Raw genomic sequence first — 17,602 nt, 5'->3', positions numbered from 1 at the left:
GGCGCCACGCGGGCGCCGTCTAGGACTGCCGGTTATCGCTTAGAACGCAACGCCGAACACCAGCGGCACAATGGTGTAGAGCGACACGATGATTACCAGCAGACCGATTAGATTGAGCCAGATGCCAGCACGGATCATGTGCTTGATCGGCAGATCGCCGGTAGCAAAGGCCACCGCGTTGGAGGGCGTGGCAACCGGCAGCATGAAGGCACAGCTGACGGCGAAGGTCACCACAATGGTCATCAAAAAGGGCTCAATGCCCAGACCGACCGCAATGGCGCCCATGATCGGGAAGAAGGCCGCTGCCGTCGCGGTGTTGCTGGTCAGCTCGGTGAGCAGAATGATGACCATGGCCGTGACGGACAGCACTAGCAAAGGCGGCATCCCAGCCATTCCCGAGACGCTCTCACCGATCCAAGCGCTCAGACCGGTCGCGGTGAACTGGGCCGAGAGGGTCAAGCCGCCACCGAAGAGGATGAGCACGCCCCAGGGAACGTCGCGGGTGGCCGTCCACTCGAGCAGCGCGCCCCTACCCTTCGACGCAGGAATCACGAACATCAGGATGGCGGCAAGAATCGCCACGCTGGTGTCATTGATATTCGACAGCCAGGGCATCGCCTCCTGGACGGCCGTGATCCTGGCAATAAGCGGCAGGAATACCCAGCAGAACACCGCACCAGCAAACACCATGAGCACGCGGCGCTCTTCCACAGTGAGCCGTCCCATCGCCTTGAGCTCTGTCTCGATCATGTGTCGCCCGCCATGGATGTCGTCGACTTCTGAGCGGAACACCAGCTTGTTGAGCACGACCCAGGCTAACATCAACATGGTAAAGGAGAACGGCACGCCCATCAGCATCCAATGGCCGAAGCCGATGGTGAGTCCATAGGTATCTTCCATATAGGCGCGCATCAGCGCCATAGGCGGCTGACCGATCAGTGTCGCCATGGAACCGATAGTAATGGCGTAAGCGATGCCGAGCAGTACCGCAGCCGAGAACTTAGGCGTATCGTCGCCGTTACCCAAAGACGCTACCAAGGCGATGATGGAGCCGCCAATCGGCATCATGATCACGGCGGTGGCAGTGTTGCTGACCCACATGGTGATGAACCAGCTGGCGAACATAAGGCCGAAGACGATCTGTGCCGGCTTGGTACCCACGGTAAGCAGTGCAAAGCGGCGATGCAGGTTCCAACGCTGCGTTGCCAATCCGAGCAGTACCCCGCCCAATACCAGAAAGACGATACTGTGCGCGTAAGGCGAAGCCGTGGCCCCTACAGAGGCGATATCGAAGAAAGGAAACAGCACAAGTGGTAGCAGCGACGTGGCGGGAATGGGTATTGCCTCCGTCATCCACCAAGTGGCCATCAGCATGGCAATGCCCGCCACGATGCGCGCGTTTAGTGCAAGTGAATCGGGCAGCAGGAAAAATACCCCAAGGCCGATGGTGAGGCCGAGGACCAAGGATACGGGCTTGAAGGCCGTAGCTTCCGCGTAAGGTGCCTGCCCGACCGTCCCGGTGTTTTGTGACATGTTCTTCACCTGAGTCGCATGACGAGACAGGCAAGTCTGAACGCTGTCTTACCGGCGCGGCCAATACCTAGCAGGTTGGAAGGCATACCCCACTCGCTCGGCAAGGAGCGAAGACAACCCAACAAACAACCAATACTTTCAAAAAGTTATCAGCACACAGCGTGACACGGTTACTTGGGCCTCAGTCATACGGCGCCGGTTCATGGCCACTCACTGCGAAGATGGACTGCAGGGCTGCGACCAATGAATGATGTCGCCCTTGCAGCATCATGCCCCTCTGGCTTCTGCACCTCCTAAGCCGCAAATGCCAGTGTGCAGAAAACAGGGGATCGTCACACTTCGGCATACGAAGCCAAACCTTCTCAAAAACTCATCGAGAAAGCAGGAAATATTGAATTTTATTCAACAGTCTCTCGCTTACGTACCACTTCCACTTGGTGCTGCTCCTTGGTCCACTTACCTTGGGGCTTGTCAATGTACTGAAAATACTCGTTGGTAAAGTTGCCTTGGTTGCAGGTATAGCGGTAGGAACGGGTGCGCACCTCTGCCCGGGGCAGCACCTTGTTGTACACCCCGGGGCCGGTCAGCTCGAAGATATTCTTGTCGGCCACGTCCTCGATATTGTTGCGTATGGTCTGAACGATCAAAGCGAGATGCGGATTGTTCGGTTTGCTGGCGATGAAGTAGTTGCTGATATCGCCCCGCTTGGTGGTAACGAACAGCTCTTCCATCTCGGGCTTGACGATCCGTGCCAGCGGCCATACGGCATGGGCGTCGATATCCAGGTAAACCCCGCCGTGCTTCTGCAGCACCAGCACACGCCAGAAATCGGCCTGGGCCGCGCCTACCTGCAAACGAGCGTAAGCTTCGAAAATGTCGGGCGAGAAATTTTCCTGGATAAAGACTGCCCGGGCCTCGGTGATCATGAAGCGATACTCGAAGCCCGGCGCCATCAGGCGGTTGAACAGGTAGTTCAGGTAGACCGGCAGCGTCGCCTTGTCGGTGAAGTTGGTCTGCCACAAGATGCGCGGTACCGTCGCCTCAGCCGCACGCTTCGATGGCCACCACGGCGCGGCCCGCTCGGGAATAGTGAAGCGCTTGTTAGGTAAAAGGAAGTGAAAGGCGTAGGCGGCCAGCTTGGTCACGTTGGCCAGCAGTTTCACGAGCCTGGCAAAGGCCAATACGACAATGTTGTTCACTCACTTCCCCTTTTCATGGTGACTCCAGCTACGACACGCCCCAGCCCGCACGGTTCTGGGAAGCCGTTAACCTAGCATGCCAGCCCCTAGGTTCGCGAAAAAAATAGTTCGATTTTTCAACGTACTCGGTCCCATGGTCAGAACTGGCTTCAGGCGAAAAACGTCAGTTAAAGCCTATTCGGCAACTAGGCGAAGGCCCCATGCCAGGCAGCCCCTTGAGCCCCCTGGCCGGCGTGGTTTACTCTGCTGCGCATCGCAAGCCTAAGCTGCCCATACGAAGCGGCTTAATTTCAGGAAGAAATTCATGAACCGCAGACGCGTGGGCCGGTACCTGCTGGAAAGATGGTACGACTACCGGCCCGATCCCTTCGATCCGGGCACGATTCGTTCGGCAGTCATCTTCATGCCCAAATCCATCGGCGATGGTATGGGCATCTTCCCTGCCATACGCGCCCTGCAGGCGCGTGGCGCAACGTGGCTTGGCATCGTGGCGTCACAGCGCAGCGCTCCGATATACGAAGCGCTGAAGAAAGAAGGAATCGAAGTGTTCACGGTCGCCCATGATCGCGACTACCGTGCGGTGAGACAGGTGGCGCATGAGATTCGCAGGAGCCACGGCCGGGTCGACCTGTGCGTAGAAGGCACGGCATTGATCTCCACGCCCGCGATCGTCTTCACCGGGACGCTGCGTGCACGCATGAACCTGCAGCTCAGCGGCTCACGAATGAAGCTCTTCGCTCCTTACTGCAATCGCCTGGCGGAAAAGTACCACGATGCATCGCCGCCTCAGAACTGGGCACGCCTGATGCAAGAGGCAGGAGTTGCCGAGGTGGCCGCTCGCTTCGAGCTGCCTATCCCCCCAGCAGTTGAGAACGAGGTCAAGCCTTGGCTGGATTCGCTAGGGCCTTACCTGGTCTTCAACCTGGATGGCAGCATTGCCGAGCGCCAGGTGGCTTTGAGCAAGGCCAGGGAAATGATTCCAGCCATTTACCACGCGCTGGGACTCGTCATCGTGATCCCCTATGATCCTGCTGGTCGCAGAAAAGCCGAGGCATTGGCAGCGGAGTTCCCCTATGTGCACGTCTACCCCGGCCAGCCCACCATTCTGCACAGTGCCACCATGATCAAGCACGCCAAGATGCTGATCTCTCCCAACACGGCAGCCATTCACATCGCCAGTGCTTACGACGTGCCCACGCTCGGTCTCTACCACCGCCTGGAGCCAGTCTGGCAGCCCCGCGCCAGCATTCATGAAGTAGCAGTGGTCAAGGGGCCGCTTGGAGAGGTGCCGCTAACGCAATATCTCAACGCCTTGGACAAATTGATCCATAAACTCCACCCCCTTACCCAAGCCTGAGCCCAAGACGCCATCACTCCCTCGGAGCCACGGGCTCCGCGGCATGCGCCTGCGGCAGCGCCCGAACAAAGGCATCGAGCTGCTTCTCAACAAGAGTCCAATCGAGCCGATTCACATCCAGGGGATCGCTGGGCTCGGCCAGCATATTGATCGAGAGCGGATGGCGGCTATGCCAGTCGTCGCGATCAACCGGGTCGTAGGGAAACAAAACAAAGGAAGGGACACCCAAGCCATCGGCCATGTGCACCGTGGCGGTAATGCCGGAAACCAGCGCATCGGCTTTGGCGATCAGGGCAATGTTGTCATAGATGGTTTGCGTATCGGGAAGGTAGAAAAGACGCTGCGCCTCCGTATCGTGGCACAAAGCCTCGACCTCTTGCTGTTTACCAGGTGCAGAAAGCACACATACATCGTGACCGGGCAACCGCTCCAGTAGAAGTCCGACCAAGCGCTGGCTGGTTTCCAAGGTCAAACTCCGGGCACGGCCCTTGCTATATGCATTGAAACAGACAAAGGGGCGACGTTCCTGCAGAAAAGCCGCTACCCGCGCCTCACTGGCCACATCACGCGGCACGATATAGCGCGTATCCACATTCTCGAACCCACAGCGGCTCATTAGCGTAACGTACTTATCGGCAAAATGTTGGCCACGCGTTGCCTCCCCCAACTTGAGGTCAACCAGGCCCAATCTGTCGTCCAGTGCCGCTACATGGCGCGCCTGCAACTGGCTGAGCAGGAAAATGGCCCGGTGGTTGGCCAAGTGGCTAAAGAAAACCACCAGGTCGACTTGGCCAATCTCTCTAGCCAGCCGCCGAATCTCGCCATAGCCGGCACGCTTCTTCGTCTCATGAACGGCATCAGCCCCGAACTGATCGCGAAACACCGGCGCCATCTCACTGGTGGCGATCACTTCCACTGAAATATCGTACTGCTGCAGCTCGCGAGGCACGAAGGAGAACACCACTGAATCGCCCCACTTGGCGTCCCAGCGCACGAACAGCACCCGGCGGAGTCCATCCAGCTTCTTAATCTCAGGCCTGTGTTCATCGAACAAGCGGCTTACGATGGAACGTCGCGTGTCATCCCGCCATGCACGTATGCGGTGAATCAACCGGGTCATGGCCATGCATCCTTCCGTGCCCTTGCGTGCTTCATCTTATCGCCCCAGTTCACGAGAGAGCCTGCTTCTGCTTCCGCTCCGCCTGCCGGAAAAGCGCCCAAATGACAGGCAGCAGGAAGGCATACACCATGACGCCGCTGTTATGGGCAAGAAAGACCTGGGACAGTCCGAAGTCAAAATAGGCAACGGGCAGCAACACGCCGGCCACCGCCAAGGCCCGCAGCTCAAGGTCTGGCGCGTTCAACTGGCGAGCGAACAGGCGCATTGGTACCAGGTACAGCGCCAACACCGCGAGCAAGCCGAAAATACCGCGCTTGGCAGCGGCATCGATGAATTCGTTGTGAGCATGGCCAAACTGGCCCGTCACGTGGTCGATCACCCCTCTTTCCGCCAGCTCCCTCATGCCCTCCTGGTAACCACTAGTGCCCCAACCAAATACCGGCTTTTGGGCGATGAGGCGTGAAGCACCATGCCACATGTCAAAACGGGCACCCACTGAGGTAAGGCGATAATCCTCGACAAAATAAAGGTATACGTCTTCAACGGCCTCTGCCGCACGAGCCTGCACGCCGGTTTGGGGTAGCGCATAGGCAAGAGCACCGATGATCAAGAGTGCCGAGAGCGCACTGGCTTTCCATCGGTGAGGCAAGTCGCGGCCATAGCCACGGTAGAGCACCCATAGCACCACTGGAATACCAATCCAGCCGCCCCGGGTTCCAGACAGCAGCGAACCCAGCACACCGCCGACACACCCCAGAAGCAATAACGCCAGCCACATGCCCCGCCGCGGCTGTTTCACCGCCCACCCCATGCCCGCCAGGCACAGAATGCCAGTCAGCATGCTGATATTGCCGTACTGGATCACATAGGTGTAACCGGAGGCTCGCTCCACATCCAGGGCTGCTTTTTGCCACAGCGCCCAACTGCCGGTCAGCAACCCACCAACCGCCAACCCGGCCCACAAAGCCCCAGCCCGGGGAGGATAGGCCAACAGCAGCATCAGCACCGGCACGGCCAGAATGAAGCGAATGGGCTTATCCATGCCGCGAGACCCTTGGCCATCCAGCCAGGCCTCGGCGATCCAAACCAGCGCAATGGCAACGAGAACGGCCACGATCCACCAATCACGCCTCTCGAGTGCCGGCCCCTTGCGAGCAAACAGCAGGACCGTACTGCCCAGCAACAGCATGACCGCCCCCAACGAGTATCCACTGGGCACCACCAGGGCAATGGCCATGAGGAGAAAGGCAGCAAGGCTGGTGTAATTGCGCATGGCCCCGCTGGCGGGACTGGCCATTGTCACGTTCACTAAGACCTACCTGTCTGGTGTCAAGGAATGAGCGGCATGATGCCCATCGACCGAAGTCAAATCAAGAAAGCCTACCTTCAGTAGGCGTTGGCGCCGGAGAAGCCCTTCAATACGGTCAAGAAGATGATCTTCAGGTCCAGCCCGAGCGACCAGTTATCGATGTACCACAGGTCGTGCTCGACACGCTGCTCCATCTTCTCGAGGGTATCCGTCTCCCCGCGCAGGCCGTTAACCTGCGCCCAGCCGGTAATCCCCGGCTTCACCTTGTGGCGCCTCATATAGGATTCCACCAACTCCCGGTAGTGCTCGTTGTGAGCCAGCGCATGCGGGCGAGGACCAACGATCGACATGCGCCCCTGCAGCACGTTGTAGAACTGCGGCAGTTCATCCAGCGAAGTACGGCGCATAAAGGCCCCCACCCAGGTGACTCGCTCATCGCCACGCTTGGCCTGGGTGACCTGGCCTTCCGGCTCATCGTGCATCGCCATCGAGCGAAACTTGTATACCTTGAAGCGCTTCCCGTTGATACCCGTTCGATACTGCTTGAACAGCACGGGCCCCGGCGAGCTGAGCTTCACCGCCACCGCCAGCGCCAGGCAGACCGGCAGGATCAACACCCCGATCAGCGTTCCCAACACAATGTCCTCAAGGCGTTTGATCACCGGCGCCAAACCGGCCATGGGGCTAACGCTGAGATCCAACGCGTAGCGCCCGGCAACCTGGCTGGCACGGTGATTGAGCAAGCGCATGTCCTTGAGCCCTGGGACTAGTCGCACATCCATCATCAACTGCTGTAGGGCGCGAAAAATCCTCTGGGCTTCATGGCCCCTTTCCAGGGGCACGCAAATCCAAACCTCCTTGGCTCCGGAGCGCTCCACGCGATTCATCAGGGCTTCCAAAGCCTCCTCGTCCAGCGTATCCCGCAGGCGATGTACCCCTTCGATGCTGAACCCTTCAGAGGCATGGCGCCGCATGTCCCTCCCCACATCCAGCACATGGCCTTGCGGCCCAACCAGAAATACACCTCGCCTCAGGCGCCCTTGGCGATATAGCGCCTTGACTATCTGGTACGCCAGCACACGTGCTGCCACTGAAAGCAGAAACGACCCAAGCAATGTGAAACCGATCCACAGGCGTGAATAACGGTCAGCCACGTGGGCAAGGAACAAAACTGACATTACCACCAGCGCAATTCCCAGCCAAACCAGCAGCAAGCGTAACAGCACATGAGGAAAACTGGTGGAGCGCCAGTCCTGATAGGAACCATAAAGCCCGTTGATCAAAACTACTAATAATGCAATGACCAGCAGGGCGAGCCAGTACGGTTCCACCATCTGCCACTGACCGAATCTCAGCCAGTAAACGCACGAACCTGCCAGAACGGCACACCAAAAATCCACTACAGGCCCGAGAATTTGGAAGGGTTCATACTTGCTGAACAGGGACGGACGGCGCATAATAAAATCTCAGCCCAATGAACCATATGATATAGCAGAGCTTGTAAAGAACATTGCCATTCCGCCATATCTTTTTAAATTTTATCAAACTATCATAAACTTTCATATACGGCGACTGTTTTATCCGCAATCACATCCCAGTCATATCTTTTTATGACCTCAGCAGATATCTTTTCTCTAAAGTCGTCATCAGTACTTCTATTCGCCATGAGGCGAATCTTTTCCGCAAGATCCTCACTATCTCCCAGCTTAAAATATTGTTCCTCTGGAAGGCCTACTTCGAGGTTAGCAGGAATGTTGCTCGCGACCACCGGCAAGCCGAAGCTAAGCGCCTCCAATAGCGCTATGGGAAGGCCTTCATGTGAGGAAGGCAAAACGAAAACGCCCGCGTGATAGTATAAGTTTGCCAGATTATCTCCACTTTTAAACCCTGTGAATATAATATCATGATTTGATGCTTTTTCACTTAAAAGCCGACTGGAATAGCTATCCTGATGATCTGCCCTACCGACAAAAACCAACTTCCATCCTGCCAATTTCAATTTATCGAACGCCTTAATTAGATCGTGGTGATTTTTTTCCGGAACAAACCTGGAAACCATTAGCACATATTTTTTCGGGACCAATCCGAATTCCTCCAGAACACCTGAATCTTTGCGGAAAGCTGGTGCTTCGACGCCATTGGGTATCAAAAAACAATTCTTTTTATATTTCTTCATCACGAGATTCGAGATGGTTTCGGATATGGAAATCCGAGCATTGGAGTATCGCATACCAGCATACTCACCCAATCTCAATATATTTTTTGCCATACCACCCCACTTAGCCCTTTCATAGTCTGGGCCGTGATGGGTTACCACTACCCTGAAGCCGAGCAAGCGGGCAAATGGAACGAATAACGATGGTCCGATAGCGTGAAAATGAATTACATGAGGCCGCAAAATTACGGAATATAGAACAGATAAAAAAGTATGCAGTGGCGCTTCGAGATATCTATTCTTTGGCGTCCAAACTGCATGCAAAATAACGCCCTTCCAGGCGGGGAATACATCAACAGGCTGGTAAGCACGACGGCCAATGACATGCACATCACAGCCCAGTTCCACTAGCCGGGGGGCTAGTTTTTCCACGTGTCTCTCGACTCCCCCCTGAACATCAGGTATTCCACGCAACCCTACGATAACAATACGCATAAGACTTCCGTTCAAGCAATCGGGACAGGCTTCAAGGTGTCGTCAAAATTTCCCGATAAGCGGAAAGTATAGTTTCTGAGGAAAAACTCTCTTCCACGTAATTAGTAAAATCGTATTTTTCGAAATTTTCTGTCACACTCAGGCAGTCGACAATAGCATTTGCCATATCATCTACATTACCAACCTCAACTAAACGCCCCAGCCGACCATTATCGGTAATTTCTCTTGGGCCTGAAGGACAGTCAGTCGAAACTATCTTCAAGCCCATTGCCAGCGCGTGAATAAGGACATTCGGCATCCCTTCCCATTGCGAAGACAGGACGAACACTCTAGCTTTCTTAAAATAAGGAAAAGGATTGCTGACAAAACCAGGCAACCAAATATGCTGCTGGAGCCCCAATTCTTCTACGGCTTTTTCCAGTTCGCTACGCAACTCCCCCTCTCCAAGAATGATGAGCTTGCAGTTTTTAACTTTTGCCACAGAATGAAAAGCACGGAGGAGCGTAAGATAATCCTTTTGTTTTGAAAGCCTGCCCGCACTGATGAGGATGGGCGCTTCTTCACCCCACGGCAATGCCATAACGGGGTCTTGAGACGCCAGCTCAAGAATCTCGCCAATATTTACCGGATTATAGATTGTCTTGCACGAAAGAGCGTGCCCATAATACTCTTTTAGATCTTTCTCTACCGCCTTGGATACAGCTATCACCATATCGGCCCTTGGATAAAAAAGCCTTGAGATCCGTCGCATTATCCTTTGCTTCACGCTTCCCTTGCTGGCCTCAACACTTGGCGTGTTTGCCTCCCTCAGCACCAGCTTGGATGCAGAGCCTGCCAACAAATTAGCCAAAGCCAGAATAATACAAGGCCCAAGTATAGAAGAGAAGACACAAAAAGGAGAAATATCGCCAATCAGCTTCCTCAATTCAAATATTGCTACTAGTTTGCTGTTTGTCTTGAGTTCCAGAAGCTCGACTTTAGGCGTGAGCAATTCCATATAAGGCCCACCCGATTTCACAATAACGAACATAACTTTTACACCGCTATTCGCCAAATAATTAGCAATGGCAATCATTACTTTTTCAGCGCCGCCGCCATTCAACTCTGCCAGGAAAAACAGCACGGTTTTTTCTTTATGCATGCCAAGCGCTCTTTACTCAATTAAAATTCATAACAGCACAGCGCACTGAAAACGCCACCGTCTATTTCAACAATTCTTCATAGGAGTCGAGAGCATATTTGGTCGCATAGCGAGAGGCTGATTGATGAACCAATGCCGGATCAAAGCGACCATCAATATGGTTCATAGCAGAAACCAAACCATCTACCGAAAGGTATTCCACTAGAAAACCATTCTGTTCATTTATGATTTCTCGCGGTCCATTTGGGCAGTCGAAGGCTATCACGGGAGTCCCCAGAGTAATCGATTCTATCAAGACGTTGGGGAAGCCCTCGTATAGGGAAGTCAACAACGTTGCCCTGGCTCCCAGGTAGAACGGAACGATATCTTTCTGGAATTGCTCGAAGTCGACTCGCTCCTCGACTCCATAGGCCTTCGCCAAGTCTCGAAGCTGGGCTTCGAGGCGACCTTGCCCCACGATCTTCAAGCGCAGCTCGGGCGACTTCTCGGCCACCTTTGAAAAGGCCTCGATGGCGTAATGAAATGCCTTCTGTTCGTCCAGACGGCCAACGCAAAGAAAGTAATCTTGCTTTTCTATTGAGGCCCAGTCCAGAGTGGCTGCATATTCCTCAATGCGTTGATTGACACTATTATAAATGACAGGAGCCTGCTCCTGGCTTATACCATATCTCTCAATGAGATCCAACTGCATGCCTTGGCATTGATTGATAATATAGTCAGCCTTGCAATAAAAAATATCAACCAGCCTTGACACAACATGCCTGCGCCAGAACCCTTTAGCACGCCCAAGCTCTTCAGAAAGAGTATTGATATTTCTTGCTACCAACTTGAAGCGTCGATAGCTTATAGCTCTCACCAAAACCATCATCACCGTAAGCTGATACGTAAACACAATGACCTGGCGAAGATCATTATTTCTCACATATTGCAATAAAGAAAAAAAAGCATGGCGAACGTAAGAAACATTTATCGTTTTAAGTTTAACCTTTTTGTTAATACGATCTGCATATGCAGCATTATCAAGGCGAAGCACTAGTAAAGTGACATCCCATCCCCGCTCGGCTAAGCCGTTTGCCACATTCACGCATACTGCCTCCGCCCCTCCTCCCTCTAGTGCAGTAATAAGAAAAGTGACTTTCTTTTCATTTACATCCACTTTTCTCTCCACATTTCAAATACAAGAAGGAACCAGATCTTACTGACATCGTCATTCTTGCCATTCAAATATTTATCTCTCACCTCAATAACTTTATTGACGTTGAAAATTCCTGCTTCCGCAAGGCGGCACTCACTCAGATAGCTCAACAAGTAATCTCTCAGCTCTTCCCTGAACCAATCAAGAATAGGCACGCCAAAGCCCATTTTAGGCCTATCCATCATTTCTTTCGGCAAATACTGATGAGTAATTTTCTTCAAGAGATACTTTCTCTCGTCACCTCTTATCTTCAAGCTTGAATCGAGCCTGGCTACATATTCGATTATTCTGTAATCCAGCAGCGGCTCTCGCCCTTCCAAGCTGCAAGACATAGTCGCGCGATCCACCTTCACCAGTATGTCATCCAACTGGTAGGTCTTATAATCCACCGCCATGAGCGAATTATACAGATCGTTGTGCTCGTCCAGCCCCTCATAAGATTCAAAATCCGTGGCTAAGTGGACGAAGGGCTTGGCAATCAGCTCTTCGACTTCAGCACGAAAAAAAGCACTGCCGATAATACCCAGCATCTCGGCAGAATGCTTGGCCTCCAAGCTCGAGGCTGCTTTCGCATAGCGCCTGGAAAAATTCGGATCACGGCTTAGGAAAGGAATGGAGCTAGGTTTGATGCTCGAGAAAAAACGCCCAAACTGGTTTCTGAATGGGACTCTGCCAAAAATAGACTCCATCTTCTTGGCATAAATGTACTTATCATACCCACCAAAAACTTCATCACCACCGTCAGCACTCAAGGAAACTGTTACTTGCTTGCGTGCCAGCTCGCTTACCAGCACAGTGGGTATGGTGGAAGCATCGCCAAAAGGCTCATCCCATATTTCAGGCAAGCGAGGAAGGATGTCCAGTGCATCCTGATGAGTGCAGTAATATTCCGTATGATCCGTGCCCAGGTGCTCAGCAACACGCCGCGCATGATGCGCCTCGTTGTAAGCTTCCTCATGGAAGCCAATGGCAAACGTCTTGAGTTTTTCGCTCCGACGGGATTGCAGCAGCGCCGTTACCGCTGAGGAGTCGTAGCCGCCACTCAAGAAGACCCCCACAGGAACATCCGCCACCATGCGATACTCGCATGCAGAGGTGAGCAAGCGCTCCGTTTCATATAGCGCTTCCTCTTCGGTAACTTTCAGTTTGGGCTTACGATAGAAATCCAGCACATCCCAATATTTTTTCTCGTCAAAGTTCTGCTTATCAAGCTTGATCGTCAAGCTGTTTCCGGCTTTCAGTTTTCGCGTGTGTTTGAAGATGGTGTGAGGTTGCGGGATGTAACCATACTGCAGAAAAAGCGCCAAGCCATCATGACACAACTCTTTCTTGAAGGCTGGATGCTGATGGAAGCTTTTTAGCTCACTAGCAAAAAGGAAAAGTCCATCATGATAGTACCAATACAAAGGTTTAACGCCGGCACGATCCCGTAGCAGCACTAGCTCTTTTCTTTCGGCATCGAGGATGGCTAGAGCAAACATACCGTTGAGACGGTGCACCATCTCGATGCCCCAGCAATGGTATGCTTTCAGTATGACCTCTGTATCCGAACCGGAATCGAACTCATACCCCAGCTCCTCAAGCTCATCTCTTATTTCTTTGAAATTATAAACCTCACCGTTATAGATAATCGTTAAATGTCGATGATCCATTGGCTGGTGGCCATGGGAAGAAAGGTCAAGTATCGAGAGACGGCGATGCCCCAAGCCAATATGGACACTCTGATATTGCTTATAAAAATAACCGCCATCATCCGGCCCGCGGTGATGAAGAACATCGGTCATGGCCTTAATGCAATCGAACCCAGAGATATTTTTCCAATCTATGAATCCTGATATACCACACATATCCTTTCTCCAAAACTACAGATAAACCGGAAATCAAAAAATTTTAATACTAAAAATCCAAAAACCCAACTCAATCAATTTATTTTAAACCTTTCATTAATCACGCTCAAAACATGTTTTGCTCGATCACTATACAAGCCAAGTGTAAGTAATTGCATGGCCGCCCATAAAATAACGAACGAGCCTCTATCTTCAAAAATCTGGAGCGCGAAAATAACCGTGATTATTAAATACAGCGAAAGCAATATATATATCTTTCTCCTTCTAACAGATTTCCACACATAACAGCTTGACTCAGTTCGAATAGCAAAAAAAAGTGCGAAAGCCAGAGCAGATGCAACGGCAGCACCTGCAGCACCATATTCTGGTATCATGAGGTAATTAAGGACTAAATTCACAGTAAGCGCCGCAACTGACGCAAACATAGAAAAAACTGAACGACGAGTTATACCCACACCAACCACAGTGGCTTCTGATAACATATACAACAAGGGCATTGCAATACAAGCCACTAAAATAAATTTAGCTTCATAATACTCACTTGGAAGTAAATAATTAATAACCCAGGAAAACATTCCAACAAAAGACCAAATAGTCAATACTGAAATTAGCGTATAATCAATAACAGATTGGATTTTCTCTATTTGTATACCTTCGCTCATCCACCGATAGACAATTGGGTGCCACATTGTAGAAAAAATTGTTGCGAGAACGGTGGCTGCAGAAGCAATGCTTAATGTAACTGCATATAACCCAAGCTCATCAAACCCAGACAATGCGCGAAGGAAAAATCGGTCCAGCGTCGTTAACGCCCAATATGAAAGACCACCAACAACCAAAGGTAACGAAAAAATCAGCATAGACTTCATCTTTTCATTATCATACACTGAGGTAATCGCTTTTTTGATGTCATCCTTCACAGCATACAATATAAAAATCAATGTGCTGAATAGGGCAATAAAATTCGAGACTATTAAATCATAATAGCTGTAACCACTAAATACTAAAAAAATTAAAGCAACAGCCATTAAATGTATTATTTTAGGCAAGGCTTCTGTTATGGAAAAAACCATCCCTCTTCCTTGCATCCTTAGGACATGAGTCAAAATATTTGTTAAAAACGATATCAACAGCCCACCTAGCACTAGCCAGTCCAGTCCAATTATTTTTTCTCCAAACATCATTGCCGATAGGCTAAATGGTGAAAATATAATGACGACACTGAAAGTAAGGAAAGAGATAGTGCCAGGAATAATGCATAACTTTAGCAGAAGGCCTTTGTCTTCACTTTCGTAATATTCTCTAACATAAGCTTGGTGCATGGCCACGCTGAAAAGCATCGTACCGAAACTTATGGTGGCATGATATATAGAGAATCTCCCGATGTCCTGTTGAGAGAAAAACCATGCTATCATTGGCAATGTGATAAAACCTATAAAGGCACCCAATATAGGCCCTAATGAAAAACTGGCAATCTTTTTAATATTCAACGGCCGTATCCATTACAGCAAAATTGAAGGTTCTTCATGTAAATATAAATTTCTAAAACTGTCATCTTAATAAACTAAGAAGTTTTTCAACCTGAACATCCAATGAGAGTTTTTTTGCTTCCTTTGCAACCATCTCTTTATCTAGTTTTTTTTCACCATCTAACAAATTTATAAAATCTTCCGATTTTTTAATTAAATATCCAGTAACCCCATCCTGAATAGCTTCCGCAACACCGTAATTAGCGTAACCAACAGCAGGGCAACCACAAAGCTGTGCCTCAAGATAGACTAGCCCAAATGACTCTTCTCTTTCTGAAAGTAGCCAGAATAAATCTGCGCTCGAATAGTAAAATTTCAAATCTTTTCTTGGGATTTCCCCAACAAAAAGTATATATTCACTTAGACAATATTTTTCCGCTTCTTTTTTCAACTTATTCAAGTAATCTCCTGAGCCAGCAACTATCCATAGGAGATTATGGCCTTCATTTCTTGCCCTTCTGAATACGTTAAGTTTCTTTTCATAACCTTTTTCTTTTATTATTCTGCTTGCTGAGAGGATAACCGTAAAACCCTCTCTTTTATATTTATCAAATAAATCCGATGCGATGGGGAAAAAAACTTCTGAATCCACTCCAGCATAAACTGTAGCGAATTTTTCTTTGGGAAGATTCTTTCCGATTGAATTCAGAAAATACATTTTCATGTAGTCACTAACAGCAATAACGTTTTTGCATACCGGAATGAACTCAACAAGTTTTTTCTTGAACTCAAATAATTTCATATATCCTTTAGGATTTTCAATAATATTTTTTACCTCGTCACCATGAAGGTAGTATGATGTCTTATCAAAAAGAGCCTCTCGCTTTAACAAGCAAATAAAAACAAACGCAGCACCTATATCATTAAGAATGATGGAGTCGTAGCTTTCCAAATCAAGATTTCTTAATGTCAGCAGCATATGTAAAAGCCAGAGCTTTCCTTTCCCTTTCTTAACCCCTCTGCCCCGCACCTTGATGACTTGGTACCCGCTATCCTTATGTTTACCCCCGCCCCCCTCTCGAGTTACTACTGTAACGCAGTGGCCTTTTTTCGCCAGTATCTTTGCATTTTGGGCAGCGACGATACCAGCACCGCCTACAATGGGTGGAAATTCTTGTGAAATAATTAAAATTTTCATTGAATTCCTTTCACCAAAAATACAAGAATTTACCCATAAGCACGCTAACACCCCAAGCTTACTCCGGGCGCATCCCTAGCCCCTTACTCTCTAACTAAAAACTCAACCAATTTCAACTTTGAGAGCCATAAACATAATTACCTAACTAGCCAGGCTTCGCAATAGTTCTTGCATTCCAGGTTCTCGCGGCATTGTGGTCTTAGTCTTCAAATTTTCTGACCGGTTGGTTGAGTTGATTCTTATAGCACCGTGCCATCACCACGAAGCCCACCTGCACATAGGCATAGAACGTGGTCATCATCTCGTGATGAATCGCCGCTTCGGTCAGGTTGTACAAAGCGAATCCCGCCGTGAATACCAAGCCGGCCTGCGCCCAGGTATTCTCTCTGTCACGATGTGTCAGTCGCCAGTAATAAATTCCTGGCACCACAAGATACCCAACCAACGCCAACAGCCCCAGCACACCGCCCGTTGCGGCCATTTCGAAATACTGGCTATGCGCATGCCCACGGCTCACACCAAGCACCCACTCGGTGAGCACACCTTGCTCCACCAGCTCCGCATTCAGCGCTTCACGCTCGTCGTAGCCAAGCCCGATCAGCGGACGCGCCATGAAAGCGTGAGAGGCAGCAGTCCATAGCTGAAGGCGCCCCCCGCTCGACACCGCAGCGCCAATATTGCCATCCATCAGGTTGGTCACTTCCGCCACGGTATAGTCAACACGGTTCTGCACGTTCGGCAACGTAGCGTAGCTGCCCAATGCCAGTAGCAACATGCCGACAATGCCCACCGAGATTGTCTTCCCGCCGATCTTGTCACGGTTCAAGTACAGCAGCAGAAGCAGCAGGATGGGCATCGCTAAAATGCCCCCCCTGGCAAGGGTAAGAATGCAGGTAACGGCACCGGCCACAGCGGCTGCCAGAAGCCATCTCTTGCGTTCGCTTCCCCGAATCAGGCTGGCCGCCAAAAAAGCCATGGCACAGCTGAGGTAGCTCAGATTGATGCTGAACAGGAAGCCATCAGCACGATAGGTGCCCAAGACCTGGGTTTGGTAAAGTGCAACCCCCAGGGCACCCAAGCAACCCAACACCAGGCCGACTTCCATGTAGCGCCTGAACGCTGGCAGGTCGCTGAGTACCAGCAAGTGGCGCAGCATCAGGTAGATGGGTACCAAGGCAGCCATGTGCGCGCCCGGCGCCAGGTAGCGCGACTGCTGCTCATCTAACAAGAAGATGGGTATTCGCGAAAGCAGATACAGCAATAGTAAAACGACTACCACCCAGTCGAATGGGATGACCGTCAGTGTGTGGCGGTTGGCTATCAGGTAGCCGATGGAATAGAGCAACAGCACCGCAACCACCGCATGGCTACGGATCGGTGTGGCAATGAGTAATGCCAGCACCAGAAATAGCGCCCACTGGTTGATCAGGATCGCTCGCTTTCGTGTGAACACTTCTCTTAGTCTCCCATCCCCGCTTTCGAGCGAGCCATCAACGCAGCGAGCGCCCGCAGGCGCTCGCAGAAATCCTACCACACCAGACTCGATGCGCACGGCCAGCATGCCATGCCGCACCCTACTGCACT

General features: G+C 51.1%; 13 protein-coding genes. 1 reads left to right on the top strand and 12 read right to left on the bottom strand.

Translation table 11 applies throughout. From position 1 onward, the window contains the following. Positions 1-39 precede the first annotated feature (39 nt). The gene (locus ACT7B3_RS07820) at positions 40-1,533 is read right to left on the bottom strand and encodes an SLC13 family permease (RefSeq protein ID WP_445157501.1); all 1,494 of its coding nucleotides are present in this window, start codon (positions 1,531-1,533) and stop codon (positions 40-42) included. A gap of 398 nt (positions 1,534-1,931) precedes the next feature. Continuing rightward, positions 1,932-2,732, bottom strand: coding sequence for a glycosyltransferase family 32 protein (locus ACT7B3_RS07815; protein ID WP_445157500.1), 801 nt, complete (start codon positions 2,730-2,732; stop codon positions 1,932-1,934). A 304-nt stretch (positions 2,733-3,036) separates the two neighbouring features. Between ACT7B3_RS07815 and ACT7B3_RS07810 the strand changes: the two genes are divergently transcribed. Beyond that, a complete protein-coding gene (locus ACT7B3_RS07810) occupies positions 3,037-4,089 on the top strand; it encodes a glycosyltransferase family 9 protein (protein ID WP_445157499.1) in 1,053 nt (350 codons plus the stop codon). Between the two features lie 13 nt (positions 4,090-4,102). Here ACT7B3_RS07810 and ACT7B3_RS07805 read toward each other — a convergent pair whose 3' ends face one another. The 10 genes from ACT7B3_RS07805 to ACT7B3_RS07760 all read right to left on the bottom strand — a co-directional run bounded on the left by ACT7B3_RS07805 (position 4,103) and on the right by ACT7B3_RS07760 (position 17,579). After that, positions 4,103-5,215, bottom strand: coding sequence for a glycosyltransferase family 9 protein (locus ACT7B3_RS07805; protein ID WP_445157498.1), 1,113 nt, complete (start codon positions 5,213-5,215; stop codon positions 4,103-4,105). A 43-nt stretch (positions 5,216-5,258) separates the two neighbouring features. Continuing rightward, positions 5,259-6,482: an O-antigen ligase family protein gene (locus ACT7B3_RS07800; protein ID WP_445157497.1), complete on the bottom strand. Its 1,224-nt coding sequence runs from the start codon at positions 6,480-6,482 to the stop codon at positions 5,259-5,261. Positions 6,483-6,595: 113 nt separating this feature from the next. Further along, positions 6,596-7,975 carry an undecaprenyl-phosphate glucose phosphotransferase gene (locus ACT7B3_RS07795; protein ID WP_445157496.1) on the bottom strand — a complete coding sequence of 460 codons (1,380 nt, stop codon included), beginning with the start codon at positions 7,973-7,975 and terminating at the stop codon, positions 6,596-6,598. Positions 7,976-8,067: 92 nt separating this feature from the next. Beyond that, the gene (locus ACT7B3_RS07790) at positions 8,068-9,168 is read right to left on the bottom strand and encodes a glycosyltransferase family 4 protein (protein ID WP_445157495.1); all 1,101 of its coding nucleotides are present in this window, start codon (positions 9,166-9,168) and stop codon (positions 8,068-8,070) included. Positions 9,169-9,199: 31 nt separating this feature from the next. Beyond that, positions 9,200-10,309, bottom strand: coding sequence for a glycosyltransferase (locus ACT7B3_RS07785; protein ID WP_445157494.1), 1,110 nt, complete (start codon positions 10,307-10,309; stop codon positions 9,200-9,202). Between the two features lie 61 nt (positions 10,310-10,370). Further along, positions 10,371-11,465 (bottom strand): glycosyltransferase, encoded by a 1,095-nt coding sequence (locus ACT7B3_RS07780; RefSeq protein ID WP_445157493.1) that lies wholly within the window; start codon positions 11,463-11,465, stop codon positions 10,371-10,373. Next, positions 11,456-13,351, bottom strand: coding sequence for an asparagine synthase (glutamine-hydrolyzing) (asnB, locus tag ACT7B3_RS07775; protein WP_445157492.1), 1,896 nt, complete (start codon positions 13,349-13,351; stop codon positions 11,456-11,458). Before asnB ends, ACT7B3_RS07780 begins: the two co-directional genes overlap by 10 nt. Before the next feature lie 74 nt (positions 13,352-13,425). Next, positions 13,426-14,841 carry a lipopolysaccharide biosynthesis protein gene (locus tag ACT7B3_RS07770; protein ID WP_445157491.1) on the bottom strand — a complete coding sequence of 472 codons (1,416 nt, stop codon included), beginning with the start codon at positions 14,839-14,841 and terminating at the stop codon, positions 13,426-13,428. Positions 14,842-14,902: 61 nt separating this feature from the next. After that, complete coding sequence (locus ACT7B3_RS07765) at positions 14,903-16,018, bottom strand: glycosyltransferase family 4 protein (protein ID WP_445157490.1); 1,116 nt, start codon at positions 16,016-16,018, stop codon at positions 14,903-14,905. 199 nt (positions 16,019-16,217) lie between these two features. Further along, entirely contained in the window at positions 16,218-17,579 is a 1,362-nt protein-coding gene (locus ACT7B3_RS07760; protein WP_445157489.1) for an O-antigen ligase family protein, read from the bottom strand. Positions 17,580-17,602 lie beyond the last annotated feature (23 nt).

Source organism: Halomonas sp. E14 (assembly GCF_052568415.1).
The sequence above is the reverse complement of the archived record's forward strand: the minus strand, read 5'-3'. Positions and strand labels throughout refer to the sequence as shown.

What these genes read in the sequence shown, in the direction of transcription:
- ACT7B3_RS07795 (WP_445157496.1), bottom strand. Translation starts at nt 7,975, where the DNA reads ATGCGCCGTCCGTCCCTGTTCAGCAAGTATGAACCCTTCCAAATTCTC.
- ACT7B3_RS07820 (WP_445157501.1), bottom strand. Translation starts at nt 1,533, where the DNA reads ATGTCACAAAACACCGGGACGGTCGGGCAGGCACCTTACGCGGAAGCT.
- ACT7B3_RS07760 (WP_445157489.1), bottom strand. Translation starts at nt 17,579, where the DNA reads ATGCTGGCCGTGCGCATCGAGTCTGGTGTGGTAGGATTTCTGCGAGCG.
- ACT7B3_RS07790 (WP_445157495.1), bottom strand. Translation starts at nt 9,168, where the DNA reads ATGCGTATTGTTATCGTAGGGTTGCGTGGAATACCTGATGTTCAGGGG.
- ACT7B3_RS07785 (WP_445157494.1), bottom strand. Translation starts at nt 10,309, where the DNA reads ATGCATAAAGAAAAAACCGTGCTGTTTTTCCTGGCAGAGTTGAATGGC.
- ACT7B3_RS07800 (WP_445157497.1), bottom strand. Translation starts at nt 6,482, where the DNA reads ATGCGCAATTACACCAGCCTTGCTGCCTTTCTCCTCATGGCCATTGCC.
- ACT7B3_RS07765 (WP_445157490.1), bottom strand. Translation starts at nt 16,018, where the DNA reads ATGAAAATTTTAATTATTTCACAAGAATTTCCACCCATTGTAGGCGGT.
- ACT7B3_RS07805 (WP_445157498.1), bottom strand. Translation starts at nt 5,215, where the DNA reads ATGGCCATGACCCGGTTGATTCACCGCATACGTGCATGGCGGGATGAC.
- ACT7B3_RS07810 (WP_445157499.1), top strand. Translation starts at nt 3,037, where the DNA reads ATGAACCGCAGACGCGTGGGCCGGTACCTGCTGGAAAGATGGTACGAC.
- asnB (WP_445157492.1), bottom strand. Translation starts at nt 13,351, where the DNA reads ATGTGTGGTATATCAGGATTCATAGATTGGAAAAATATCTCTGGGTTC.